The following is a 22,854-nucleotide window of genomic DNA, read 5'->3' as shown; positions in this document are numbered from 1 at the left end:
AGTGGGAGAACAGTTTGTGCGACGGGGTTATTCCCCAATGTGCAGTTCGTTCTCCCGGCTACCGCCATCTTAAATCGGCCATACAAAAAGGCCAACCAGAAATTCTGGCTGACCTGATAATACGAAAAGCCGCCGCACAGCCTTCTTCCGGCCAAACCACTCCCCGCCAGCCAAATAACGATGTGCCGCATATCCAACCAGGGGCTTGCGTACATTAGCGGAACTTTTTTCCGCTATTGGCCCACACCAGCCCGGGTTTGCACGCATTAGCGGAACTTTTTTCCGCTATTGGCCCACACCTGCCCGGGTTTGCATGCGTTAGCGGAACTATTTTCCGCTATTGGCCTACACCAGCCCGGGTTTGCATACGTTAGCGGAACTTTTTTCCGCTATTGGCCTACACCAGCCCGGGTTTGCACGCATTAGCGGAACTTTTTTCCGCTATTGGCCCACACCAGCCCGGGTTTGGATGCATTATCGGAACTTTTTTCCGCTATGAGCCGGTACGAGGATGGGTTTGCACGCATTAGCGGAACTTTTTTCCGCTATGAGCCGGTACGAGGATGGGTTTGCACGCATTAGCGGAACTTTCTTCCGCTATTGGCCTACACCAGCCCGGGTTTCGATGCGTTAGCGGAACTTTTTTCCGCTATTGGCCCACACAAGCCCGGGTTTGCACACGTTAGCGGAACTTTTTTCCGCTATTGGCCTACACCAGCCCGGGTTTGCACGCGTTAGCGGAACTTTTTTCCGCTATGAGCCGGTACGAGGATGGGTTTGCATACGTTAGCGGAACTTTTTTCCGCTATTGGCCTATACCAGCTCGGGGCCGCATACGTTAGCGGAACTTTCTTCCGCTATTGGCCCACACCAGCCCGGGGCCGCCCACCAATATGAATAGCGGTGTGCAGCATCGCTCCCAGGCTCAGCGTCTGCCCAGGCTCATCGTCTGCCCAGGCTCATCGTCTGCCCGGCTCAGCGTCTGCCCGGCTCCCCGCCGCCCGAACGGTACGCCGACGGGCTGGCGCTCGTCTCGCGCCGGAACGCCTTGGCGAAGTGGTTCGTGTCCGGGTAGCCTACGGCTGCGGCGATCTCCTTGATGCTGCGGTCGGTCGTGCGCAGCAGCAGCCTGGCCCGCTCCATCCGCTTGCGGTTCACGTAGCGGATCGGCGGCATGCCGAAGCGCTGGTTGAAGTACTTGACCAGATAGTTCGGGTGCAGATGGAGGAACTCGGCCAAGCCGTCCAGCGTCAGCTCGTCCGCCAGATGCGCCTCGACGTATCGCGTGATCAGCATGATCCGCTCCGCATCCTCGGCGGTCCCTCCCGTGCGGCTGAGCGCCGCCCGCTCGGCGATCGGGACCAGCAGCTCCAGCAGCTTCGCCTTCCCGCGCAGCCTCGCACCGATCCCCGGCTCGGCGGCGCAGGCGACCAGCGCTTCGAAGCTGCGGCCGACCGCCTCCCGTTCGCCCGCGTCGAGCGTCAGCCGGTACGGCACGTCCAGCCACGAGAACAGCCCCGCATCCCCGAGCTCCGCCTTGAAGTGGCACCAATATTTGAGATACGGCCTGCGGCCCTCGATCACCGAGAAAGACTGCAGCACGTTGGCCGGCATCAGCACGAGCTCCCCCGGCTGCGGCCGGAATTCCTCATCGCCGATCCGTAGCCAGCCTTCGCCTTCGCAGATGTAATATAGCTTGTTGTGGGCGGGGACATAATCGATCTCGCGCCACAGCGGACTGCACTGCGTGTAATGCGCCTCGATCACATCGACCCGGAGCTGGGGCAATATATCGTCGAGCGCGCTGATCCCGGCCGTTCGTTCGATCATCGTTTCTCCCTGCGCTTTCCGATTCAGATGACGGCATGCTCGAACCAGGTTAATCGTATACCCGCAAGCCTTAACCGTGTCCCTCCCTCAGTCCGCCCGATGCTGGTACACTGGGCTGGCAAGGTTCAAGAGACTATCCCTATTATAACGGAGGTTGCCGCGACAATGACACATAATCAGGAATGGCTGGATCGGCAGGAGCGTACGCGCTGGTTCCTGCAGGACCGGTTCGGCATGTTCATACACTGGGGATTGTACGCGATCCCGGCGCGCGGCGAATGGGTCCGCAACGTCGAGCGCACCTCGGTCGAGGACTATCAGGCTTATTTTGACGAATTCAATCCCGTTGACTACGATCCGCGGGCATGGGCGCGGGCGGCCAGGCAGGCAGGCATGAAGTATGCGGTGCTGACGGCCAAGCATCACGACGGGTTCTGCCTGTTCGACAGCAAGTTGACAGATTACAAGTCGACCAAGACGAAGGCCGGACGCGACCTGGTGCGGGAGTTCCTCGAAGCGTTCCGCGCGGAGGGGCTCAAGGTCGGCCTCTACTACTCGCTGATCGATTGGCATCACGAAGACTATCCCGCCTATGGCGATTTGCATCACCCGATGCGGGACAATGAAGCGTACAAGCGCGATCCCGCGACGTTCGGACGCTACCTCGAGTACATGCACGGACAGGTGCGCGAGCTGCTGACGAACTACGGCAAGCTGGATCTCATGTGGTTCGACTTCTCGTACGGTTCGATGCAGGGCGAGACCTGGCGGGCCGAGGAGCTCGTCGCCATGATGCGTCAGCTGCAGCCGCACATCGTCATCGACAACCGGCTCGAAGCGGGCGGCGAGGGCGGCGGCAGCATTTATACGAATGAACCGCTGTCGTATGCCGGAGACTTCGCCTCCCCCGAACAGATCATTCCGCCTGCGGGCGTCACCGACGAGGACGGCAGGCCGATCCCGTGGGAAGCGTGCATCACGCTGAACAACAACTGGGGCTATGCAGCCGCGGACAACGCCTACAAAAGCCCGACGACCGTCATCCGCAAGCTGGTGGAATGCGTCAGCAAAAACGGCAATCTGCTGCTGAACGTAGGACCCGACGCGCGCGGGCGCATCCCCCGCCAGTCGCTGGATATTCTGTCCGCGGTCGGCGATTGGATGGCGCTCAACGGCGACAGCATCTACGGCTGCGGACAGGCGGAGCTGCCCAAGCCAGAGTGGGGACGCTACACGCAAAAGGGCAATACGCTCTATGCCCATATATTCGAAGAGAGCATCGGCCCGATCAATCTGCCGGGTCTGGCCGGCCGCGTCAAGCGTGCCCGTCTGCTCGCCGACGGCTCCGAACTGCCGCTGTCCCGTCCGTGGAACGCCGCGCTGTTCGAATCCGACGCCTTCGTGAACTTCTCGCGTCCGGAGCACTTCAGCTATCCGCTGCCGGACAAGCGCGGCACGGTCGTCGAGCTGGAACTGGATTGAGGAACTTCGCTTGACTGCATCGACTATAGGCAAGCAGCACAGCCCCGGCGTCGCTTAGAGAGCGGCGTCGGGGTTATTTGCGGTATACATCCAAGCTCTGCGCGGGGTAAAGAGAAAGAGACAATGCACAGGTATCGTCAACGCATTGCCCTTGGGAGGTGGATCTCGATGAATCCGTTCAAACAGCACTTCGGACCAGTCGCTGCCCGGCTTGTGCCGGATGTTCGCGTGTTCAAGACGGGGCTCGCGGCGGCGGCATCATGGGAGCTCGCCCAGCTGCTGGGCAGCAAGCACCCTTTCTTTGCGCCGCTGGCTGCCGTGCTATGCCTTCAAGTGACGGTTGAAAAGTCGATCCGCAAAGGCATCCAGCGCGTCATCGGCATCAGCGTCGGCGTGCTGCTGGCCAGCCTGCTGTCTCATACGCTCGGCGTGAGCGGCTGGAGCATCGGCGCGCTTATCTTCATCGGCCTGTGGCTGGGCCGCGCGCTGAGGCTCCCCGAATATGCCTTCGTCCAGATCGGCGTCAGCGCGCTGCTGATGCTGACCGTAGCCGAGGACGGCAGCTATGGCTTGGACCGGCTGGTCGAGACCGTCGTCGGCGCCGGCGTCGCGATCGCGGTCAACATGGCCGTCGTGCCGCCCGATTATAGCCGTTCGGCCGAAGCGTACATCCGTCGCTCGTCTGAACAGCTGTCCGCCTATTGCAGCCGCATGGCACAATGGATCTCCCATGGCGCCGATCCGGCTGAAGGAGAAAAAATCAGATCCGCTGCCATGCGCCTGTGCGATGAGGTCAATCATACGGTCAAGCTGACGGAGGAAGCCATGCATGCGCTTAAGTTCAGCCCCCTGGTCCGCCTCAAGCGGAGTCGGCTGGAACGTCAGCGGGCGTCGCTTCGACGCATGGAGCTCGCTTATCTGCACAGCATGAAGCTGTGGCGCATCGTCGGAGAAACCGTGCGGCTGGGGCGTTTAAATGAAGAGGAACGGCGGAGCTGGGCGGCCCGGTTCGACGAATTCGCAAAGCTGGCGGACGCAGAATCAACATATGCGGCTCCGTCCGGATGCTCCCCGCGTTTGCCTGAGCCGAGCCGCCGCGATTATGCGGCTGCCTTCGATATGGAAGCCCGCGAATGGCTGGAGCACATCGGCTCCCCGGAAGCCGATCGCGCACTCCCCGAGACCCGTGCCGCGTTCGGGCAAATCTCCGACGGCAGAAGCCGCGGACATGATCTGATGGAAGACTAGAGCGTCAGCCTCTTTCGATCGAGAGAGGCTGACGCCCTGGTCAGCGTCCGCTTACAGGGCGAACGCCTCGGCGAATATATTTTCCCGGTGAATCTCTCCGAGCGTACTGCTAATCTTGGCCGCCTCCGCGTCGCGCTTCTCCATCATTGCGTCGAGCCTCGCGATCAGGTTGGCTTCGATATGCGCACTGTCGCGCACGTCGAACACATACTCGCCTTGCCCGAACCGGCCGAGCAGCTCGCGGTACTTGGTCGCCCAGCCGAGCGCCACGACCGGAATGCCGTTCTTGTATGCGTGAACGATCGAATGATAGCGCGAAGCGACGAGAAAATCGAACTGTGCGAGCACGTCGTGTATGGCGATGCAGTCGTATTCGTCCTCCAGCAGCACGACGCGCTCGTCGTGCGGGAATCTGCGCTTGATCTCCTGGCAGATGATCAGATCCTCGGTGGAGTGACGGAACAGATAGACGCTTTTGCCGCGCTTCAGCAGATGCCGCACCATATGCTCGTACATCGCGAGCATCGCCTGCCGCGTGCCGTACTTCATCGTCTTGACGTTCGGCACGATGCCGACGGCGTTCGGCTTGATGTCGAGCGGTTCGTCCTTCATGTATTCGCCGTCGCGGAACAGGTGGGACAGATTGTACGGATTGAATCCCTGCAGCACGATATCCACCGACCTGCGCACATTGCCCGACGTATACTTGCCGAGATAATCCGCCCCCTCCTGCTCCCGCGCATAGATGTACCTCGGATAGCGGATGTACTTTTTGATCATCGGCGGAATGATGTATTTGTACACCCCGCTGTATTCGAACGGCCCAAACGATTGCGACAGCAGCACCATCGGGATCTTGTTCTGACGCGCGAGCCTGATATTGGCCAAATAATTGATCGTATGCCGGATGCTGAACTGCGAGGAGAGCGCGAATCCGCTGATGTCCACGATGAGATCGGTATCCTGCAAAATCTCCTTCATCTGCGCCTTGGTGACGCTGACGCGCTCGTTGTTCGGAATGATTTTGCCGATGAGCGTATAGACGCCGCCCAGCAGCTCAAGCTTCATCTTTTTGCCCATCTTCACCAGTTGAAAAGCGTAATTGCGGTCTTCGTCCGGGCAGACGAGCACGAGCTCCTTGTCCGGGTAACGCTCCTTAATCTCATTTACAACGGTAAAGGTCATTGCCTGGGCGCCCTTGTTCTCCATCTGGCCTCCGACGATCAGAATCTTCCTCATTCGCCAATCTCTCCTTGAATATTCTAGGTATAGTGACAATCGTGTCGGCGCGACTTCAATATGCATGGATTTGTGTCATATTACCCCTCTGTGCGGCCAAGCCAAACAAAAAAAAGCGCCCGAACGCCGCCAGAGGCGGGAATCGGGCGCTTGTGCCTGTTCCGTAGGACCAACTTCGCAACACCAACTTAAGACTTTCCGATCAGTCCCAGGAAACGGTCGACGACAACGTCGATATGATTAAGCGTGCGTTCGTCCGTTAACCGTCCTTGGGCCCCGTCGCCGAACTTCTGGGGCGCCTGCGCGATCGCAATCTCATTGCCCGCAGGCGGCAGCGTCACGGCCTGTATGCCCGGGCTAGTCAGAATCTCCCGCAGATGCAGCTGTCCGCGCAGCGTGCCGTACATGCCGGGGCTCGCACCAGCCACGAGCACCGGCTTGCCGATCAGCACTTTGTCTCCGCGGGACAGCCAATCCAGCGCATTCTTCAGGAGGCCGGGGATGGACCAGTTGAACTCCGGCGTCAGGATGAGCACGCCGTCCGCCGTCGAGATGCTGTTCTTGAGCGTCTGTACGGAAGCCGGCGGATCCTCCTCCTCGTCCTGGTTGAAGAAAGGCAGGCTACCGATATCCGCGATCGCCAGCTCGAACCTGTCCTGATATCGTTCCTTCAGCGTCAGCGCCAGTCTGTAATTCACGGATTCCTTGCGTAGACTGCCGACGAGCGCGATCAGCTTCATGTGCGTTCAGCAACCTTTCTCTATACATAGGTAGTGGGGGAATATGGGGCTTTAATCTTACAATATCGGAGGTGATCGCGAATATCAAGCGCTGCAAACCCGGATGTGTACGTCGTCCGCTTAAATAAACAATCGTCATTGCACCCGGCAGCGAATTATGGTAAATAATAAATGAATGACCAGTCAGTTTTATTTATGAAAGAGAGGGCTCCTTCTTGCGCAACCGCGGCTACCTGTATGTGAAGGCATTATCCGATCTCGGGTCGCGAATGGACATGATCGCCTTCGGCGCCCTGATCTTCGCGTCGACCGGAAGTGCGGCCTGGCTGTCGGCGCTGCTCGGGGTCCATGTGCTCGGCGGCTTGTTGTCCGGCTTCGCCTCCGGCGCGGCCGCAGACCGCTATGACCGCAGACGGCTCATGATCGCTTCCGACTGGGCGAGAGGCATCCTCATCCTGCTGCTGATCCCGTTCCCCAAGCCGGAGATGATCCTGCTCGTGCGATTCCTCACAGGCTTCTCAGCCAGCTTCTTCGAGGTGAGCTACAATGCGGAGATCCCGCAGATCTACGGCAGCCGCAGCCTCATCTCCGTCAACGCGGCAATCTCGCGTCTGGGCGCGGTCAGCATGGTGGTCGGCTTCCTCGGGGGCGGTCTGCTGCAGGACCGGCTCGGCTACGAATCCGTGCTGGCGCTCGACGCCGCCTCTTACTTTATATCCGCCGTCTTCCTTCTGCGCATGAAGTGGGACCGCGACAGCCCCGACCGATCTGCGCGTATCGGCCTTTCCCGCTGGTCCGCGGCCGCGGCGCTGCGCGCCCAGTTCGACGACCTGAAGGTCGTTGGCGCCCATCTGCGCCTGCGGATCGGACTGCTGATCGTCTTCGTCGTCTTCCTCATGGACGCCTTCGGCTCCGCCTCCCACAATCTCGGCATTCCGCTGCTCGCGGACAGCCTCGCCCACGACCGCCAAGCGCTCTATTACGGCTTGATCTGGTCCGTATGGGGAGCGGGCAACGTCCTCGCCACCCTTGCGCTGCCCAAGCTCCGGCTTGGCCCCGGCGGACTCAGACGGCTCTATCTCGCGGCCGCTCCGCTGATGTCGCTCGGCTTCATTGCCATTTTCGCCGCGCAGGGCGTCGCTTGGATACTTGTGGCCGCGCTCGTTACGGGAGTTTGCGACGGCTTGGCCGTCACCGCGCTCATGACGCTGCTCCAGCAGACCGACAACCGCATCCGCGGCCGACTTTTCGGCGTATTCACCGTTCTCAGCAAGCTTGGCTTCGGACTCGGCTTCATCGCCGCCCCGCTCGCGCTCGCGCACATGCCGCTGCTGACGATGGTGCTCGTCTTCCATGGCACGGTGATCCTCGCCGCCGCCGCGGGCCTCGCGTTGTATTCGCGGACCCGGGATCGGCACGCGGACACGGCCGCCGAACCGGACCCTGTCACCAGAGCCTGAGCGGCCGCTTCTGCCTGACCGTCCCCGCTATTGCGCTCGCCATCTCCGCACGGTATATTCAACCCATAACGATTAGCATCGCGGAGGGTCCGCCGCTTGAGGGGGGAGAACGCTGTGTCGCCCAAAGTGACGGAAGCGTACAAGGAAGAAAAAAAAGCCGCCATCCTGGCGGGAGCGCTGCATTGCTTCATAGAAAAGGGATTCCAGGCGACGAAGATCGACGATATCGCGCGGCATCTCGGCATCAGCAAGGGGTCGCTGTACGGCTACTTCGACAGCAAGGAAGAAATATACATTCAGCTGGCACATGCCAGAATGGACGAGATGGTCGCCTCGCTCGACGCGCTGTATACGGAGACGGCCAGCGCCGCAGCGATGCTCAGACATATGTTCGAGCGCTTCCGCCGCCAGCCGCTGGACGAGCTGCGCCGCTGGCTGACGTTTCACCTGGAGTTCATGACGTACGCCTCGCGGCGGCCCGAGCTGATCGCCTCGAACCGCGCGTATCTGGACAAAGCGCTCGCCCTGCTATGCCGCATCCTCGATTCGGGCAAGCGGTCGGGCGAGTTCCGCGGCGATCTGACGGAGTCGTCCGCCTCCTATCTGTTCTGGGCGGTGCGGGACGGGCTCGCGCTCAGCTTCCTGCTGGACGGAGACGAGGCGGAGTACCGGCGGATACTGGACGATATGGAGGCCATGGTGATGAAGCATCTGACGGCTTAATGCGCGAGGCCCGCGAGGCAGGAGACGGAGCGGCGTACCGCTAGAGCAGATCGTACAGCTGCTTGCCGATCAGCAAGGCGCATATCGCGAGGAACAGCGGCTTGATATATGCGCGGCCGCGGCGGATCGCGAAGCGCGAGCCGATCCAGGAGCCGGCAATCATGGCCGCGCCCATCAGCAGGCCTACGCCGTAGTGGACGGAGCCCAGCACGAGGAAAGTCGCGAGGCTCGCGAGATTGCTGGCGAAGTTGAGCGCCTTGGCGTTGCCGGCGGCCTTCACGAAGTCGAAGCCGAGCAGCAGGAAGGCGAAGATGAGGAAAGACCCGGTGCCGGGACCGAAGAAGCCGTCGTAAAAGCCGAGCGCGAACGCGGCGAGCCCCGACAGCCAAGCGGTGCCTGCGCTGAACCGGACAAACGCGGCCCGTTCGCCCCAATCCCGGCGCAGCAGCGTATACAGTGCGATGATCGCCAGCAGGACGACGACCGCCGGCTTCAGGAAGCCGGCCGGCACCTGCCGCAGCGTCAGCGTGCCGGCAGCCGCGCCCAGCAGGGATAGCGGGATCAGTCCCCGCACGGCGCGGACATCGATATGGCCCGAGGTCAGAAAGGACAGCGTGCTCGTGAGCGACGACAGCGTGCCGGCCAGCTTGTTCGTGCCCAGCGCCGCCGCGGGCGGCAGTCCGGCGGTCAGCAGGACGGGCACGGAGATCAGCCCGCCCCCGCCGACGACGGAGTCGACGAAGGCCGCCGCGAACCCGCCGACGACAACCAGTACGAGCATGCCCAGACTTAGATGATCCATAGACGCTTCAGTACCTTTCCCCTCTCTTGCGCAAATACAAATAGAGCACGAGACAAGCGGCGGCGCACAGGAGCGCCATCGCCCCGATGAACCCGTAGCCCGCCTGCAGGCCGAGCACACGGCTCGCATCCGTGCCCCGATCCGCGTACAGATCGCGCACGCCTTCGATCAAGCCGCCGATCGCGAGGTTGCCGAGCACGCTGCCGATGCCCATCAGCGTGACGGTGAAGGTGATCGCCGTCCCTGTGCCGCGGGGATAACGCTTGGAGAGCAGCGCCATCACGGTCGGATAGATCGGGGCGATGCCGACGCCCGCCAAGGCGAACAGGACCGCACCGCCCTCCCCTACGCACAGCGCCGCAATGCTGCAGACGCCCGAGCTGAGCGACAGCACCATCATCGACATCGTATAGCCGAACCGGTCCGTGAGCGGGCCGAGTACGAGCCGCGCGAGCGTGAAGCACAGGAAGAAGGCGGACAGCATGCCCGAAGCCCGCGCCGGGCTCCAATCGTACGCCTTCTCCAGGAAGTTGGCCAGCCAGCTCCCGATCGACAGCTCGGAGATGACGCCCGAGGTCAGCAGCAGTACGATCAGCCAGGCGACCGGGTCGCGCAGCAGCTTGCGGTAGGAGATGCGCTCCTCGGCTTCGTCGTGCGCGGGCTCGGCCGGCAGCCGTCCGAGGAGCGAAGGCACGATCGGCAGCAGCGACAGCATCAGCACGACGACGTACATGCCTCTCCAGCCCAGCTCGCCGCCGCCCGGCACATGCCACCCCATCATCGAGGCGGCCGCGATCGGGGCGACGATCGAGCTCAAGCCGTAGAAAAAATGCGCGAGATTCATCAGGAAACCCGTACGTCTGACGAAGATGCGCGCAGCCAGAATGGCCAGCGCGATCTCCAGCATGCCGTTGCCGATATACATAAAAAAGTACGAGCCGATGAGTGCCTGATAGCTGCCGGAGACGCCGATCAGAATGCCCCCCGCCGCCATCGATACGAACGCCGCGATGCCGGTCGCCTTGATCCCGACCTTGTCGGCAAGATAGGACGTGAACGTACAGGCGACCAGATAGCCGAGCGAGTTCAGCGCGAGCATCAGGCCGAGCTGTCCTTCGTTCAGGCCGAAGTCCAGCTGCATCCGCGGGATGGCGGGACCTTTTACGTTTTCCGACAATCCGAATACGAGGAAGCCGCCGAATACGATCGACAGCAGCCATATCTCGTTCATGCTTATTTTCGAAGCGCGCTTGATCAAGTGAGTGAACCTCCGTCTGTCTCTCCGCATGTCTTGATGAACTGCCCGCCGGAACCGCCGCTCCAGAGCACGGGTCGGCCGGACAATAGGAACATTGTCTCGCAAAGCGCGCAAAAGAGCAATCGAAAAGAAATCGGCGCCAAGCCTCGGTGTTAGTATAAAAGAAAAGCCGCAGATGCAAGATTTATTCAGGAGGCGAATAAATATGGCGAGACTGATTCCTTATATTTTTTCCGAAGACGCAAGAGCGCAGTCCCGGTTCTACGTCGACGCGCTTGGCGGCGAGCTGCTCTCCGTCATGACGTTCGGCGACGCGCCGGGCACGCCCGCAGAGCTGAAGGAGAAGATCATGCATCTGCACTTGGTCGCGGGCGGCATCACCATCTTCATGTCGGACAGCCCGAGCCGGCAGCTCGAGCGGGGCAACGGGACCGCGCTCAGCCTGCTGTTCGACACCGCCGAGGAGGCGCATGCGGCATTCGACAAGCTGGCCGCCGGCGGCACGGTCCATGACCCGTTGAAGCAGCAATTCTGGGGCGCCCTGTTCGGCGCGCTGCAGGACAAGTACGGCGTGGAGTGGCAGGTGTCGACGGAGCAGGCGCAGCAGGGTTGAGGCCAAGCGGCAAATGAACAGGGGCGATCCCAAAAGGGTCATGAAAATGGCCTGAGGGGTCGCCCTTGTCTGTGTGCTGTCGCATACTTGGAAAAATCATACTCAGCCGCCCAATCGCCATTCGTGCAGGCGAACGATGGCCCCTATATCGCAAATTTATAGATTTTAAGACGGCAACCCGCCAAACGACTGCATCTATCTTGCCAATACTGCGGGACTGCCCGATTTTCACAAGCTTCATACTCTCTGAACGGTTGAAAAAGAGATCCCCCATCCGTCCTCTGGACCGATGGAAGACCTCCGTTGTCAGACTATGCCCGAAAAATCACGACTCCTGCACGTAAGACGCATCCATATGGAACACTTCCCACAGATGTCCGTCCGGATCCTGGAAGCTCTCGGTATACATGAACCCGTGATCCTGCGGATCGTTGGAGGCGGAGCCGCCGGAAGCCAGCGCCTTGCGGACGAGCGTCTGCACTTCCTCTTTGCTGCTCACGGAGACGGCCATGATGAATTCCGTCGTCTTCGCCGCGTTGGCGATGTCCTTTTTGATGAACGTCTGGAAGTAAGACTCGGTCAGCAGCATGGCGTACGCCGTATCGCTAAGGACCAGGCAGGCAGCGTTGTCGTCGGTGAACTGCGGGTTGAACGCGAAGCCCAGCGCCTCGAAGAAGGCGATGGAACGCTTCAGGTCTGTGACGGGCAGATTGAGAAAGGTCTGGGAAATTTGGAAAGCCATGCGCTTCACCTCTGGGATTTGTTATCGTCCTGGAAATTCGGACCTTAACGTTATATTACCATGGTGTGTGCGCCCAGGTTTCTTCTCGATTGCTATAAAAGGAAAAAGCGTCCCGGCTCAATCCGCCGCTTCGATCCGAACGCCGGCGTCCGCGCAGGCGCTCGCGAGCTCTCCCTCCGGCAAGCGGTCCGTGACGATGCGGTTCACGTCTCCGAGCCCGGCGAAGGACACGAGCACGCGCGCGCCGAACTTCGTATGATCGAGCACGACGATCGTCTCCTTGGCCTGACGAACGGCAATTCGCTTGATCTCGGCCTCGTACAGGTTGGAGTTGCTGAAGCCGTGCGCTTCGTTCAATCCCGTCGCGCCGAGGAATGCGCGGTCGAACGCCATCCCGGCCAAGCTCTGCGCGGCGATCGGGCCGACGAGCGAATGCGTGGACTCGAGCAGCATGCCGCCGGTCATGATCGTCGGAATCTGCTTGGAGGCGAGCTCGGCCGCAATGTTGAGCGCATTGGTGATCACGGTGACCTGCTGGCCCGGCCGCAGCGCCCGCGCGATCTGGAGCGTCGTCGTGCCGCCGTCGAGAAAGACGGATTCGCCCGCGCCGATGAGCGCGGCGGCATGGCGGCCGATCCTGACCTTCTCGTCGGTGAACAGTCCGGTTCGCTCCTGCAGTGCGACGTCCCGATAGACGTAGATCGCTCCCCCGAATGTGCGCCTGACGCTGCCGCCCTCCTCCAGCTTCTCCAGATCGCGGCGGATCGTCATCTCGGTGACGCCGTACCGCTCGCTGAGCTCCGAGATGCGGACTTCCCCGCTCTGCGCGATCTGTTCGTGAATCTGGCGCTGTCGCGCGTTCCAGTCCGCCTGAATTTGGCTCATTTGCTGCCGTTCCTCCCCGACCCCGCCGTGCGCGGCCTTTCATTATTCCTCTATCATCGCTTGTCCGGCTTCGATTTTCAACTCCAGACGGTGCACGACGGCGGCGCCGGGCGCCAGCACGACGGGCCCCCCGCGGCTGACTTCGGCCTCATAGCCCTCGACCAGGCAGTTGGACGGCTCGAGTCCGAGCACATGCGCTCCTGCGCCGGGCATCCGCCACTGGACGAGCCGCGGCAGGCTGTCGGCCGACCACCGCAGCCTGACCGTCACGTCCGCGGCGCCCGGACCGGCCGGGAAGGCGGGCTGGCGCAGCGCCGCCTCCGCCATGCCGTCCCGCTCCGACAGCTCGTGGTAGAACACGCGCTCCCGGGCGTCCGGGTCGGGCTGCGCCCATCCTTCGCAGTCGGCCGCGGTCCCCGTGCCGCCGCGCTCGCGGGTGACGGCAGGCGGGAGCATGAGACGCGTCCGTTCGTCCAGCAGCGGGAAGCCGAAGTTGAAATGGTACAGCATCATATGCGGCGACGGGGCGAAGCCCGGATTTTCCACGCGATCCTCGATGCCGATCGCATTGACGCCCATGCGGCCGAAGATTCGCCTGCGAAGTCTGAGATTGGCGCCGAACAGCGCGTTCTCCTCGATCGTGCCTTCGACGCTCCAGATGAGCGCGTCGCCCTCCCACCACTCGCGCGCGGCCACCTGCGAAGCGGGCGTGTGATGCGCCCTGCCGTGCAGTCCCTGCGGGCCGCCCGGCGTGTCCGACGGTGCGCCGGCATGCGCCAGGCCGCAGGTCATGAGCAGGCCGCCCGATGCGGTGCGCAGCCAGCCCGTGCCCGCCGGCTCGTAGTAGGCGGGATGCGCGTCGCCGGCGGCGGACTGCCAGGACAGCGGCGCGCCCCACAGCTCCGCGCGGGAGATATCGAGCCCCTTGGACGGCACGATGTCCAGCGCCAGTCCCGCTCCCGTCGAGACGCGGATCAGCTCGACGCCCGCTTCCTTGCCCTCCGTCAGCATCATGCGGCGGACGCCGCCGAGCTGGCTCATCCGACCGACGCGGGCCTCCAGCTCGCGGCGCGTCCAGTCCTTGCCGTACAGTCTCACGCGACCGCCTCCGCTTCCTTGTCGTCTCGCAACATCGCTTGCCGCCGGGTCACTCTCTCGCCAGCAGTCGGTCTTGTCCCTTAATCCTCGACGATCGGCGGGATGCGGACGACGGCCGGGTCGGTGAACACGTCGAATTCGTCGCGGCTCGTGCTGGAGAACTCCGACACGATCGCGCCGTCCGGGCCGCCCTGGAACCAGTGCTTCGTATTCGGCGGGATCGTATACTGCTCGCCCGGACGCAGCACGATCTCATGGCGCACGGTATAATGCGCTGCGCTGCGCGCCGGCACGCGCGCCTGAATATCCGCCGCCGGCTCGCCCTCTACGTACAGATAGACGAGCCCCCAGCGGCAGCGGAACGTCTCCATCTTGCCCGTCTGTCCGTCCACGTCGGGATGCAGATGCTCGGGGCATGTCTGATGGGGGAACAGGGCCAGCTCCTTGGCGCAGTAACGATCCGTATTGACGTATGTGACCAGCTCCAGCCCCTCCGTCTCCAGCTCGCCGAGCCCGAAGCCCGCCACCTCGATGCCTGCGCGCTCCTCGTCCGTCAGCACGATCCCGGCCTTGCGGAACAGTTCGTCCGCACGCCGCTGCGCAGCGCGAATCTCGCTTCGTCTGATGCTCATCCTGATTCGCTCCTCTCCTACCCTACAATTTGTCTGTGCCTTGGCGCGGTCCGCTCCATAGACCGCCGTCCGCCGCCTGCGTCCAGCCCGGCAGCGCCAGGCCGGGCGCCCGCTGCGGCCAGCGGGCATCGATGCGCCGCTGGAGCGCCTCCCAGCGCGGGATGCCGCTGACCGCGTCCGCGCGCTCGACGTTGCAGGCGCCCGTGCCTACGGCACTGAGCAGCGCGCGCTCGAGCGGCTGACCGCTCGCCAGTCCGCCGAGCAGCCCCGCGATCGTACAGTCGCCGGCGCCTGTCGTACCCGCGACGTCAACCGTGAAGCACGGCGCGAGCAGCTCTCGCCCGAGCCAGCCCGCCAGCGCGTCGCCGTTCGGCGCACATGCCCCCATCGCCTGCAGACGCGCGGCATCGCCGGTCGTCCGCACGTACAGACCGTGCTCGCCCAGCTTGATGCCCGCGACCGCGACGCCCATGCCCAGCAGCTCCTCCGCCAGCGAGGACAGCAGCGGACCGTCGGCCATGCCGATCAGCTCCTCGCCGCCGCTGCGCGCCGCCAGCTCCCGGTACGTATCGGGCCGGAGCATGAACAGAATCTCCTCCAGGCTCGGCAAGAACACATCGACTATGGGCAGCGTCCGCGCGAGAATGCCCCGCCAGTCCGCGCGTCCCGCATCCGAAGCCGGGTCCGGCCGCGCCATGTCGAGGGACACGGTCGCTCCGGCGGCCTTCGCCGCCCCGAGCAGCCGCACGAGCTCCTCACCCTCCCGCTCGTACATGCCGCGCATGAGCGGCGGGTAGCCGAAGTGGAACAGCCTGACGCCCGCGAGCGCCTCCGCCGGCACGTCGGAGGCGGCGAACGTATCGTTCGTGCCCGTCGCGTGCAGGAATATCCGATCGATCCCCGGCGGGCTGATGACGATCGTATAGGAGCTGCTCTCGCCCGCCGACACGATCATGCCGTCGCTCGCGCCTTCGCCGTAGGCGTCGAGGCATTCGCGGATCGACCGCCCGAAGGCGTCGTCTCCGATCTTGCCCATCAGGCGTGTCCCGAAGCCGAGCCGGCGCAGGGCGAGCCCCGTGTTCGCCACGGCGCCGCCCGTCGAGAGGCTGGCCGGACCGATCTCGACCAGCTTGCCGGGCGAGATCAGCTGGCTCAGCCCTTCGGGATGCGAGGGTAGAGCCGGGATGATATCCAGGCAGATATGCCCGGCGACGACGATATCCGCTGCGCGGCCTCTCACGTTCATTCCTCCCAATCGATCGCGATCGTGTCGCCCGTGCGCTCCGACTCGAGCGCCGCGGTGAAGACGCGGTGGCTCGCGGCCGCCTCCTCCGGCGTCGCGCAGCGGAACGGCTGGCTCATCCCGTCCCGGCTGACCAGCTCGTCGCAGAAGGCCGCCCACATCTGCAGGATCGAGTCGGAGAAGCCGAACTCGAAGATGCCTCCCGTAATCGTACCATAAGCCGATTTGTAGGGCGCATCGACGACATGCCAGGCCTGAACGCCGCCGGGTGCATAGGGCAGCGAGGCGACCTGCTTCGGATTTTTCGTCGTGAACTCGGCCGAGAATTCGGTCCCCTGGATGCGGATGAACCAGGTGTTGGCATGTCCGGGCGCGATCCGCTTGGTGGACAGCACCATCGGGAACCGCTGGCCCTCCGTCTCCACGTCGCAGGCGAGAATCGCGTTGTCCCACGTCTCGCAGGGGGCCATGCCGCCGCGGCCGTCCGGACGCTCGGGCACGATTTTGGACAGCAGCGCGCGCACGCTTTTCGGCCTCCAGCCGAACCGCAGCGGCAGATGCAGCACGTGCATGCCGAGATCGCCCATGCAGCCGTATTCGCCGTTGGTCGCGATCCGCCGCTTCCAGTTGATCGGCTTGGTCGGATCGAGGTCGCTCGAGTGCCAGAAGCCCGCCTCCACCTCGATGATCCGGCCGAAGCGGCCTTCTTTCACCCAATTAACGATCTGCTGCGCACCCGGATAAAACGGAAACTCCGACGAGCACCGCACGATGACGTCCGGATGCTCCGCGAGCGCCTGCGCAATCTCGCGGTTCGCCGCGCGGTCGATGCCGAACGGCTTCTCGCCGAGCAGATGCTTGCCCGAACGGATGATATCGACGTAAATCTGCCGATGCAGGTTGTGAGGCACGGCGCAGTAGACGGCGTCCACCTCGGGATTGGCGAGCAGCTCCCGGTAATCGCTGTACGTATGGGCCACGCTCGACACGTTGTCGACGAACCATTCGGCCGCCGCCGGATTCGCGTCGCACACCGCCGTGATGCGCGGCTCGAACGCGACATCCGTCAGATGGCACCAGCGCGCGGCAGCGCTGGCGAATTCCTTGCCCATGAGCCCGCAGCCGATGACGCCGAAGCGGATGATGCGTCTGTCCTTCGCCATTAGGCCCGGCCTCCCTTCACAATCGCGAGCGCCGCGTCCGCCGAGGCGCCTTCGTGCACGATCGCCATGAGCGCGGACGTCATGCCCGCAGGGTTCGGATGCTGGATGACGTTGCGGCCGTAGACGATGCCCGCGGCGCCCTGATTCATCAGCTCGACCGTGCGAGCGACGATCTCCTCGTCGCTCGCGCGGCCGCCGCCGCGTACGAGCACGGGAACGCCGGAGACGATCTCGATCACGCGATGGTACTCGGACACGTCGTCGCACGGATCGGCCTTGATGACGTCGGCGCCCAGCTCGACGGCCTGGCGGACGAGCGGCATGATCTTCTTCAGATCGCCGTCGACCATGTAGCCGCCCTTCGCCTCGTTCGGCAGCATGACGAGCGGCTCGACCATGAGCGGCATGCCGTAGCGCTCGCACTCGGCCTTGAGCGCGGTCACGTTGCGCACGCACTGATGATGCAGCTCCGGCTGCTCGGGCAGCAGCAGCAGGTTGACGCAGACCGCGACGGCGTCGAGCCGGACGGCTTCCTCCACCGCGCCCGCGATCAGCTCGCTGAACAAAAAGCGGGGCAGAACGTTCCCGTAGATGTTCGCCGCGTCCGTACGCAGCACAAGTCCGGGCTTCTTGCCCGGCAGCGCCTGCAGACGACGTGCCTGGCCCGTGCTGAGCTGTACGCAATCGGGACTCGCGTCGACGATCGTGCGGACGGCGGCGTCCATCTCCTCAATGCCCGCCAGAAACGTATGCTCATTAAAAAAGCCGTGATCGATCGCGACATCGAAACATTTCCCCTGTGCGCTGAACATGCGGTTCAAGCGGAACTTTTGCGACATAAAAACATCTCCTCAAATACAATGTTGTTTTGTAACATTAATTTATCATATGTAACAAAATTCTGCTACCCATAGTTTTCAAAACAAAAAAGCCGCCCCCGGTCATGACATGACCTGTCAGGGCGGCCTCACTCGGCCTGCTATTCAAATTAATCCTGAAGCTGCTTCATTTGTCCGAAGGCTTGCGGCCTCGCTTGTTCATGCGGGAGAAAACGATAAAGGCGGAGAGAATCATAGCCATAAAGCCGACGCTGCCGGCCGTTTCGGCTTCCATGCCAAGCACCAGACAAAGATTGGTGACAAGGCTTCTCACAAGCAGCGCGGTCACGATGAGCAGCAAGGGACGGATGAAGTTATATTTTCTCAAAGGAGAACCTCCAGATCGGTTGGGCTCCCTCTATTATATAGGCTTGCACGCCCGCATGCACTCTTTTCATTCCTGGCGTACTTCCGTCCGCTCATGCCTCGCCGCTTGATTGTGCGATCCGCTCGTACAAATAATCGACAATATGCATCGCCTTCATGTCTTCGCTGCGGCCGTGCTTGTCGATGCCGAGCTTCATCTGCAGCAGACAACCCGGGTTGCTCGTCAGCATATACTGCGCCTGCGTCGCGTTGGCATGCGCCATCTTGTGCTCGAGAATCTGCCCCGCCATCTCCGGCTGCGTCACATTGTAAATGCCCGCCGAGCCGCAGCAGCGATCGGACTCGCGCATCTCGCAGAAATGCGCGCCCGCCACCGACTGCATCAGCTTGCGAGGCGCGGCAGAGCCCTTCATGACATTGCGCAGGTGGCAGGAGTCCTGATAGGTGATCGTCACGGAAGCCTCGGAGGATGCAGACGTTGGGGCGAGGCCGACCTGTGCATGCGTCGCCGTCACCGCTTCCGCGAAGGCCGGTACGCGTCCCTTTTCCACCAGAATCGTGCTGATATCGACGACCCGCTCCGCAAACCATGCCGCATCGTCCGCCCACGCCGTGTCCTCGTGCAGCAGATGATCGTATTCCACGAGCAGGGCGCCGCAGCCGCCCGCGTTGCTGACGATGTAGTCGACGCCCGCATCCTTGAACGCCTTGACGTTGACCCGGGCCAGCTCGCGCGCCTGATCCATCTCCCCGCTGTGCGCATGCAGGGCGCCGCAGCAGCCCTGCGTCTGCGGGATGACGACGTCGAAGCCCGCCTCCGACAGCAGCTTCACCGTATTCACGTTCGTATCCGCGAACAGAACGTCCATGATGCAGCCGCGGAAAAGCGCGACGGTGGCGATCCGCTCGCCCTTGGCGGGATAGCGTTCGCCGAGCCGCTCGATGACGCCTTGCGAAGCCGCTTCGGGCAGGATACGCTCCATCTCCCGCATATGAGAAGGGAACAGCTTCATGACGCCGGTCCCGCGCGCGACCTTTTGCAGCCCGGACTTCTGGTACAATCGGAGCGATCGCCCGAGCAGCTTCATCCGGCTCTGATGCGGGAATACGCCTCTGAAAAACAGCTTGCGCACCCCCTTGACCGCCACGCTGTGCTCGGCATGGTCCTCGATGGCGTCCCGCGTCTGCTCGATCAGCTGTCCGTACTTGACGTCGGCCGGGCAGACCGGCTCGCAGGCGCGGCAGCCGAGGCAGTGATTCATCTGATCCTCGAACGCCTGATCCGGCTCCATGACCCCGTCGACGACCGCCTTCATGAGCGCGATCCGGCCGCGCGGGGATTCCGGCTCGACGCCGGTCTCCCGGAACGTCGGACATGCCGGAAGGCAAAATCCGCAGCGCATGCAATTGGTGAGCTGATCGTAGTCGAGCTTCTTCAGCATCGTGCGGGCGAGCGGGTTCGCATGCTCGATGTCCGGCTTGCCGAATGTCTGACTAGTCATGCTGCAGCACCACCCTTTTCCTCGTCTCCTTGGCGAACAGCTTGCCCGGATTGAGCAGTCTGTGCGGATCGAACGCTTGCTTGATGCCTTTCATCATATCGAGCCCGGCGGAGCCGACCTTCCATTCCAGATAAGGCGCCTTGACCACGCCCACGCCATGCTCGCCAGTAATCGTGCCGCCGAGCTCGATCGACGCCTCGAAAATTTCCGCGAACGCCTGCTCGACGCGGTGCACCTCGTCATGGTCGCGCGCATCCGTCGTCGCGGTCGGGTGCAGATTGCCGTCGCCGGCGTGGCCGAACGTGGCGATGGTGACGTCGTACTTGCGCGCGATCTCGTTGATGCGCAGCACCATGTCCGCGATCCTGGAGCGCGGCACCGTGGCGTCCTCGAGGATCGTTGTCGGGCGCAGCCGCGCCAGCGCCGTGAACGCGCTGCGCCGCGCCGTCAGCAGCCGCTCGGCCTCGTCGCGGTCGGCCGCCACCTGCACGCGGTCGGCGTGCTCCGCGATGCAGAGCTCCTCGATCAGCGCGATATCCCGCTCCACCGCCTCCGGATCGCCGTCCTGCTCGATGAGCAGGATCGCCTCCATGTCGAGCGGCAGCCCGAGCTTCGCAAAGTCGTCCACGACGCGGATCGTCGGATTGTCCATGAACTCCAGCGTCGCGGGAATGATCCGCGCCTCGATGATGCGCGACACGGTCCGCGCCGCGCCGTACAGGTCGCGGTACATCGCCAGCATCGTCTTCTTGGCGCGCGGCGGCGGAATGAGCTTGAGCGTCGCTTCAGTGATGATCGCGAGCGTGCCCTCCGAGCCGACGAGCAGCTTGGTCAGGTCGTAGCCGGCCACATCCTTCATCAGCTTGCCGCCCGTGCGGATGATCTCTCCGCTCGCGAGCACCGCCTCGAGGCCGATGACGTAGTCCTTCGTCGTGCCGTACTTGAGGCCGCGCAGGCCGCCGGAGCACTCGGCGATGTTGCCGCCGATCGTCGAGATGCGCATGCTGCTCGGGTCCGGCGGATAGAACAGCCCCAGCGACTCGATATGCGCGATGAACTCAGCCGTGATGATGCCGGGCTGCACGGTCGCCGTCAGATTTTCCAGGTCGACCTCGATGATCCGGTTCATGCGGTGCATGACCATGACGACGCCGCCCTCCACCGGTACCGTGCCGCCGCACAGATTGGAGCCCGAGCCGCGGCTGACCAGCGGTACGCGATGCTCGGCGAGCACCTTCATGATTGCCGACACCTCGGCAGTCGAAGCCGGGTACACGACGCCGTCGGGCAGCGCCTGCAGCATCGGCGTGCCGTCGTACGAATGCGCGACCCGCGCCTCCATATCCTCTCTATAGTAACGATCGCCTACAATTTTCCTCAGCTTGGCAGCAAACGCCGTATCCGCCATCGCATGCTTCACTCCTAATTGTTCAGGTCATCTGATGACTTTTATTGTAGCTTGAATTGTTGCGTTCGTAAATCATTATTTGTGGTCGGCGGCGGGGGGCGGGGCGTCATAGGACGCTGGCGTATATCCGATAACTGCAAGTGTGCAGTTATATTCTCCCGAGCTACGACGCTTGGCCGCGATAGCTGCATTTATACAGTTAACTTTCGATCCCGCGCCGGATATTAGCCACTTTTCGGGAGCTTAACTGCATATTTGCAGCTATCGTTCCGAATATGTCGCAGCCTCGAGCAATTAGCTGCATATTTGCAGCTGCCGTGGGCTGGGCGCAATCCGGATTTTAACCTGACAACATGGGGGGAAGGCGGGCGTCGGATGTCGGGCGTCGTCGGAGCGTATCGGGGCGTTTGCTCGCATGCAGCAGGTTGAGTACGCGCTCCCCTCCCTGGGTAATCTTATCTAGGAAGCTAAAGGAGGGAATGCCATGATTCGCAAGGACGGAAACGCCGATTCCTATACCGAGGCGTCATCCCCGACGCCGCAGGGACAGGAAGACTTGGCGGCCACCGACATGGTCAACGACGCCGTGGAGGAGATCGTGGATTCGGTCGAAGAGACGTTTACGCATCATAAATCCGCCGAGAAAAAAACAAAAAAAGCGTAACGAAAGCCGCGGCGATGCGCCGCGGCTTCGCTCTGTCTCCGGACAATCGCATGCAGCTGTGCAGACAACGTCCTCCTTTGCGGTGAGCGGACGGCTCGCAAGACTTTTGGCCGTAAATCATTTATGCTATTACTCATAAACGGCCTTAACCGGACGAGACAGACGGCTGCAAGGAGCGCTGGACATGCGACCGACCAAGATCGAGACGCAAAAAGGACATGAGATCGTATCGCGGCATATTCAAAGCCAGTTGGAGAGCGGCGAGCTGGCACCCGGACAGAAGCTTCCCTCGCTGGAGAAGCTGGCCGAAGCGTACGGCGTCGGACGCTCGACGATCCGGGAGGCGATCAGCGCCCTCAAGGCGATGGGCTGGCTGGACGTACGGCACGGCGGCGGAACGTATGCGGCCAAGACGCTCCCGCAGGCTGCCTCCTCTCCCCTCTTCGACCTGTCGCAGGGCGCGGAGGCTGTCATGGAGATTCTGGAGGTGCGCATGATTCTCGAGCGCGGCACGTCCGAGCTTGCCGCCGCGAAGCGCGGCGAAGCTGACCTGGCACGGCTGCGCGCGATTCTGGCGCGCATGGAGCGTGCGCTCGATGACGACGACGCTGGCGAGGGAGAGCAGGCCGACCTCGAATTCCATCAGGCGATCGCGGCGGCTTCGGGCAATCCGATGCTCATCCGGCTCATGGATTCAATCTCGCAGCGGCTGTCGGAGACGATCGGCCGGACGCGGGAGCTGTGGTTCTATCAGGAGCAGGCCGAGGCTTCCCGGCTGCTGGAGGAGCACCGCGGCATCTACGAGGCGATCGCGGCACGCGATCCGGGCCTGGCTTCGGAGCGCGTGCGCCTGCATCTGTCCAAGGTCGAGCATGTGCTGAAGGTCGCGCTCGGCCAAAAACGATAGAACGAATCTG

Annotated in this window: 23 protein-coding genes; 8 read left to right on the top strand and 15 right to left on the bottom strand. The window is 62.8% G+C overall.

What is annotated here, in order from left to right; translation table 11 throughout:
* Nucleotides 1–218, top strand: a 218-nt coding sequence (locus tag VQ071_RS23790) for a hypothetical protein (protein ID WP_340516733.1), incomplete at its 5' end; no start/stop codon positions are given.
* A gap of 757 nt (nt 219–975) precedes the next feature.
* Here the strand turns inward: VQ071_RS23790 and VQ071_RS23785 are convergent.
* Entirely contained in the window at nt 976–1,830 is an 855-nt protein-coding gene (locus VQ071_RS23785; RefSeq protein WP_340516732.1) for a helix-turn-helix transcriptional regulator, read from the bottom strand.
* A gap of 165 nt (nt 1,831–1,995) precedes the next feature.
* Here VQ071_RS23785 and VQ071_RS23780 point away from each other — a divergent pair, with 165 nt between their 5' ends.
* Both VQ071_RS23780 and VQ071_RS23775 read left to right on the top strand, forming a co-directional pair.
* Complete coding sequence (locus tag VQ071_RS23780) at nt 1,996–3,312, top strand: alpha-L-fucosidase (protein WP_340516731.1); 1,317 nt, start codon at nt 1,996–1,998, stop codon at nt 3,310–3,312.
* 168 nt (nt 3,313–3,480) lie between these two features.
* Nucleotides 3,481–4,560, top strand: a complete 1,080-nt coding sequence (locus VQ071_RS23775) for an FUSC family protein (RefSeq protein WP_340516730.1) — start codon at nt 3,481–3,483, stop codon at nt 4,558–4,560.
* A 51-nt stretch (nt 4,561–4,611) separates the two neighbouring features.
* On the opposite strand, the gene VQ071_RS23770 is transcribed toward VQ071_RS23775, so the two are convergent.
* Complete coding sequence (locus VQ071_RS23770; protein WP_340516729.1) at nt 4,612–5,799, bottom strand: polysaccharide pyruvyl transferase family protein; 1,188 nt, start codon at nt 5,797–5,799, stop codon at nt 4,612–4,614.
* Nucleotides 5,800–5,987: 188 nt separating this feature from the next.
* Complete coding sequence (locus VQ071_RS23765) at nt 5,988–6,539, bottom strand: NADPH-dependent FMN reductase (protein ID WP_340516728.1); 552 nt, start codon at nt 6,537–6,539, stop codon at nt 5,988–5,990.
* Nucleotides 6,540–6,754: 215 nt separating this feature from the next.
* Between VQ071_RS23765 and VQ071_RS23760 the strand changes: the two genes are divergently transcribed.
* Both VQ071_RS23760 and VQ071_RS23755 read left to right on the top strand, forming a co-directional pair.
* A complete protein-coding gene (locus VQ071_RS23760; protein WP_340516727.1) occupies nt 6,755–7,999 on the top strand; it encodes an MFS transporter in 1,245 nt (414 codons plus the stop codon).
* Nucleotides 8,000–8,113: 114 nt separating this feature from the next.
* Nucleotides 8,114–8,722 carry a TetR/AcrR family transcriptional regulator gene (locus VQ071_RS23755; protein ID WP_340516726.1) on the top strand — a complete coding sequence of 203 codons (609 nt, stop codon included), beginning with the start codon at nt 8,114–8,116 and terminating at the stop codon, nt 8,720–8,722.
* Between the two features lie 40 nt (nt 8,723–8,762).
* Here the strand turns inward: VQ071_RS23755 and VQ071_RS23750 are convergent, their stop codons facing one another.
* On the bottom strand, nt 8,763–9,524 hold the full coding sequence (locus tag VQ071_RS23750) for a TSUP family transporter (RefSeq protein ID WP_340516725.1): 762 nt from the start codon (nt 9,522–9,524) through the stop codon (nt 8,763–8,765).
* Nucleotides 9,525–9,531: 7 nt separating this feature from the next.
* Nucleotides 9,532–10,755 (bottom strand): MFS transporter, encoded by a 1,224-nt coding sequence (locus tag VQ071_RS23745; protein WP_340516737.1) that lies wholly within the window; start codon nt 10,753–10,755, stop codon nt 9,532–9,534.
* A 232-nt stretch (nt 10,756–10,987) separates the two neighbouring features.
* Here VQ071_RS23745 and VQ071_RS23740 point away from each other — a divergent pair, with 232 nt between their 5' ends.
* Nucleotides 10,988–11,395 (top strand): VOC family protein, encoded by a 408-nt coding sequence (locus VQ071_RS23740; RefSeq protein ID WP_340516724.1) that lies wholly within the window; start codon nt 10,988–10,990, stop codon nt 11,393–11,395.
* 325 nt (nt 11,396–11,720) lie between these two features.
* Here VQ071_RS23740 and VQ071_RS23735 read toward each other — a convergent pair whose 3' ends face one another.
* The 10 genes from VQ071_RS23735 to VQ071_RS23690 all read right to left on the bottom strand — a co-directional run bounded on the left by VQ071_RS23735 (nt 11,721) and on the right by VQ071_RS23690 (nt 21,273).
* Nucleotides 11,721–12,137: a VOC family protein gene (locus tag VQ071_RS23735; RefSeq protein ID WP_340516723.1), complete on the bottom strand. Its 417-nt coding sequence runs from the start codon at nt 12,135–12,137 to the stop codon at nt 11,721–11,723.
* A gap of 117 nt (nt 12,138–12,254) precedes the next feature.
* Nucleotides 12,255–13,022: a DeoR/GlpR family DNA-binding transcription regulator gene (locus tag VQ071_RS23730; protein WP_340516722.1), complete on the bottom strand. Its 768-nt coding sequence runs from the start codon at nt 13,020–13,022 to the stop codon at nt 12,255–12,257.
* 42 nt (nt 13,023–13,064) lie between these two features.
* Nucleotides 13,065–14,120: an aldose 1-epimerase family protein gene (locus VQ071_RS23725; protein WP_340516721.1), complete on the bottom strand. Its 1,056-nt coding sequence runs from the start codon at nt 14,118–14,120 to the stop codon at nt 13,065–13,067.
* An 80-nt stretch (nt 14,121–14,200) separates the two neighbouring features.
* The gene (locus tag VQ071_RS23720) at nt 14,201–14,752 is read right to left on the bottom strand and encodes a D-lyxose/D-mannose family sugar isomerase (protein ID WP_340516720.1); all 552 of its coding nucleotides are present in this window, start codon (nt 14,750–14,752) and stop codon (nt 14,201–14,203) included.
* Between the two features lie 22 nt (nt 14,753–14,774).
* On the bottom strand, nt 14,775–15,998 hold the full coding sequence (locus tag VQ071_RS23715) for a carbohydrate kinase family protein (protein ID WP_340516719.1): 1,224 nt from the start codon (nt 15,996–15,998) through the stop codon (nt 14,775–14,777).
* Nucleotides 15,995–17,158, bottom strand: coding sequence for a Gfo/Idh/MocA family protein (locus tag VQ071_RS23710; RefSeq protein ID WP_340516718.1), 1,164 nt, complete (start codon nt 17,156–17,158; stop codon nt 15,995–15,997). Before VQ071_RS23710 ends, VQ071_RS23715 begins: the two co-directional genes overlap by 4 nt.
* The gene (locus VQ071_RS23705; protein ID WP_340516717.1) at nt 17,158–17,997 is read right to left on the bottom strand and encodes a class I fructose-bisphosphate aldolase; all 840 of its coding nucleotides are present in this window, start codon (nt 17,995–17,997) and stop codon (nt 17,158–17,160) included. The genes VQ071_RS23710 and VQ071_RS23705 overlap by 1 nt, the downstream gene beginning before the upstream one ends.
* A gap of 166 nt (nt 17,998–18,163) precedes the next feature.
* Nucleotides 18,164–18,364 (bottom strand): hypothetical protein, encoded by a 201-nt coding sequence (locus tag VQ071_RS23700; protein ID WP_340516716.1) that lies wholly within the window; start codon nt 18,362–18,364, stop codon nt 18,164–18,166.
* Nucleotides 18,365–18,455: 91 nt separating this feature from the next.
* Nucleotides 18,456–19,865 carry a (Fe-S)-binding protein gene (locus tag VQ071_RS23695; protein WP_340516715.1) on the bottom strand — a complete coding sequence of 470 codons (1,410 nt, stop codon included), beginning with the start codon at nt 19,863–19,865 and terminating at the stop codon, nt 18,456–18,458.
* Entirely contained in the window at nt 19,858–21,273 is a 1,416-nt protein-coding gene (locus VQ071_RS23690) for an FAD-linked oxidase C-terminal domain-containing protein (protein ID WP_340516714.1), read from the bottom strand. Before VQ071_RS23690 ends, VQ071_RS23695 begins: the two co-directional genes overlap by 8 nt.
* Nucleotides 21,274–21,757: 484 nt before the next feature.
* Between VQ071_RS23690 and VQ071_RS23685 the strand changes: the two genes are divergently transcribed.
* Nucleotides 21,758–21,937 (top strand): hypothetical protein, encoded by a 180-nt coding sequence (locus tag VQ071_RS23685; RefSeq protein ID WP_340516713.1) that lies wholly within the window; start codon nt 21,758–21,760, stop codon nt 21,935–21,937.
* Between the two features lie 184 nt (nt 21,938–22,121).
* Complete coding sequence (locus tag VQ071_RS23680; protein WP_340516712.1) at nt 22,122–22,844, top strand: FadR/GntR family transcriptional regulator; 723 nt, start codon at nt 22,122–22,124, stop codon at nt 22,842–22,844.
* Nucleotides 22,845–22,854 lie beyond the last annotated feature (10 nt).

The organism is Cohnella sp. 56 (assembly GCF_037963805.1).
Taxonomy (GTDB): Bacteria; Bacillota; Bacilli; order Paenibacillales; family Paenibacillaceae; genus Cohnella.
The sequence above is the reverse complement of the archived record's forward strand: the minus strand, read 5'-3'. Positions and strand labels throughout refer to the sequence as shown.

What these genes read in the sequence shown, in the direction of transcription:
- VQ071_RS23690 (WP_340516714.1), bottom strand. Translation starts at nt 21,273, where the DNA reads ATGGCGGATACGGCGTTTGCTGCCAAGCTGAGGAAAATTGTAGGCGAT.
- VQ071_RS23770 (WP_340516729.1), bottom strand. Translation starts at nt 5,799, where the DNA reads ATGAGGAAGATTCTGATCGTCGGAGGCCAGATGGAGAACAAGGGCGCC.
- VQ071_RS23680 (WP_340516712.1), top strand. Translation starts at nt 22,122, where the DNA reads ATGCGACCGACCAAGATCGAGACGCAAAAAGGACATGAGATCGTATCG.
- VQ071_RS23785 (WP_340516732.1), bottom strand. Translation starts at nt 1,830, where the DNA reads ATGATCGAACGAACGGCCGGGATCAGCGCGCTCGACGATATATTGCCC.
- VQ071_RS23710 (WP_340516718.1), bottom strand. Translation starts at nt 17,158, where the DNA reads ATGGCGAAGGACAGACGCATCATCCGCTTCGGCGTCATCGGCTGCGGG.
- VQ071_RS23740 (WP_340516724.1), top strand. Translation starts at nt 10,988, where the DNA reads ATGGCGAGACTGATTCCTTATATTTTTTCCGAAGACGCAAGAGCGCAG.
- VQ071_RS23775 (WP_340516730.1), top strand. Translation starts at nt 3,481, where the DNA reads ATGAATCCGTTCAAACAGCACTTCGGACCAGTCGCTGCCCGGCTTGTG.
- VQ071_RS23745 (WP_340516737.1), bottom strand. Translation starts at nt 10,755, where the DNA reads ATGAACGAGATATGGCTGCTGTCGATCGTATTCGGCGGCTTCCTCGTA.
- VQ071_RS23750 (WP_340516725.1), bottom strand. Translation starts at nt 9,524, where the DNA reads ATGGATCATCTAAGTCTGGGCATGCTCGTACTGGTTGTCGTCGGCGGG.
- VQ071_RS23715 (WP_340516719.1), bottom strand. Translation starts at nt 15,998, where the DNA reads ATGAACGTGAGAGGCCGCGCAGCGGATATCGTCGTCGCCGGGCATATC.
- VQ071_RS23695 (WP_340516715.1), bottom strand. Translation starts at nt 19,865, where the DNA reads ATGACTAGTCAGACATTCGGCAAGCCGGACATCGAGCATGCGAACCCG.
- VQ071_RS23685 (WP_340516713.1), top strand. Translation starts at nt 21,758, where the DNA reads ATGATTCGCAAGGACGGAAACGCCGATTCCTATACCGAGGCGTCATCC.
- VQ071_RS23720 (WP_340516720.1), bottom strand. Translation starts at nt 14,752, where the DNA reads ATGAGCATCAGACGAAGCGAGATTCGCGCTGCGCAGCGGCGTGCGGAC.
- VQ071_RS23735 (WP_340516723.1), bottom strand. Translation starts at nt 12,137, where the DNA reads ATGGCTTTCCAAATTTCCCAGACCTTTCTCAATCTGCCCGTCACAGAC.
- VQ071_RS23780 (WP_340516731.1), top strand. Translation starts at nt 1,996, where the DNA reads ATGACACATAATCAGGAATGGCTGGATCGGCAGGAGCGTACGCGCTGG.
- VQ071_RS23730 (WP_340516722.1), bottom strand. Translation starts at nt 13,022, where the DNA reads ATGAGCCAAATTCAGGCGGACTGGAACGCGCGACAGCGCCAGATTCAC.
- VQ071_RS23765 (WP_340516728.1), bottom strand. Translation starts at nt 6,539, where the DNA reads ATGAAGCTGATCGCGCTCGTCGGCAGTCTACGCAAGGAATCCGTGAAT.
- VQ071_RS23705 (WP_340516717.1), bottom strand. Translation starts at nt 17,997, where the DNA reads ATGTCGCAAAAGTTCCGCTTGAACCGCATGTTCAGCGCACAGGGGAAA.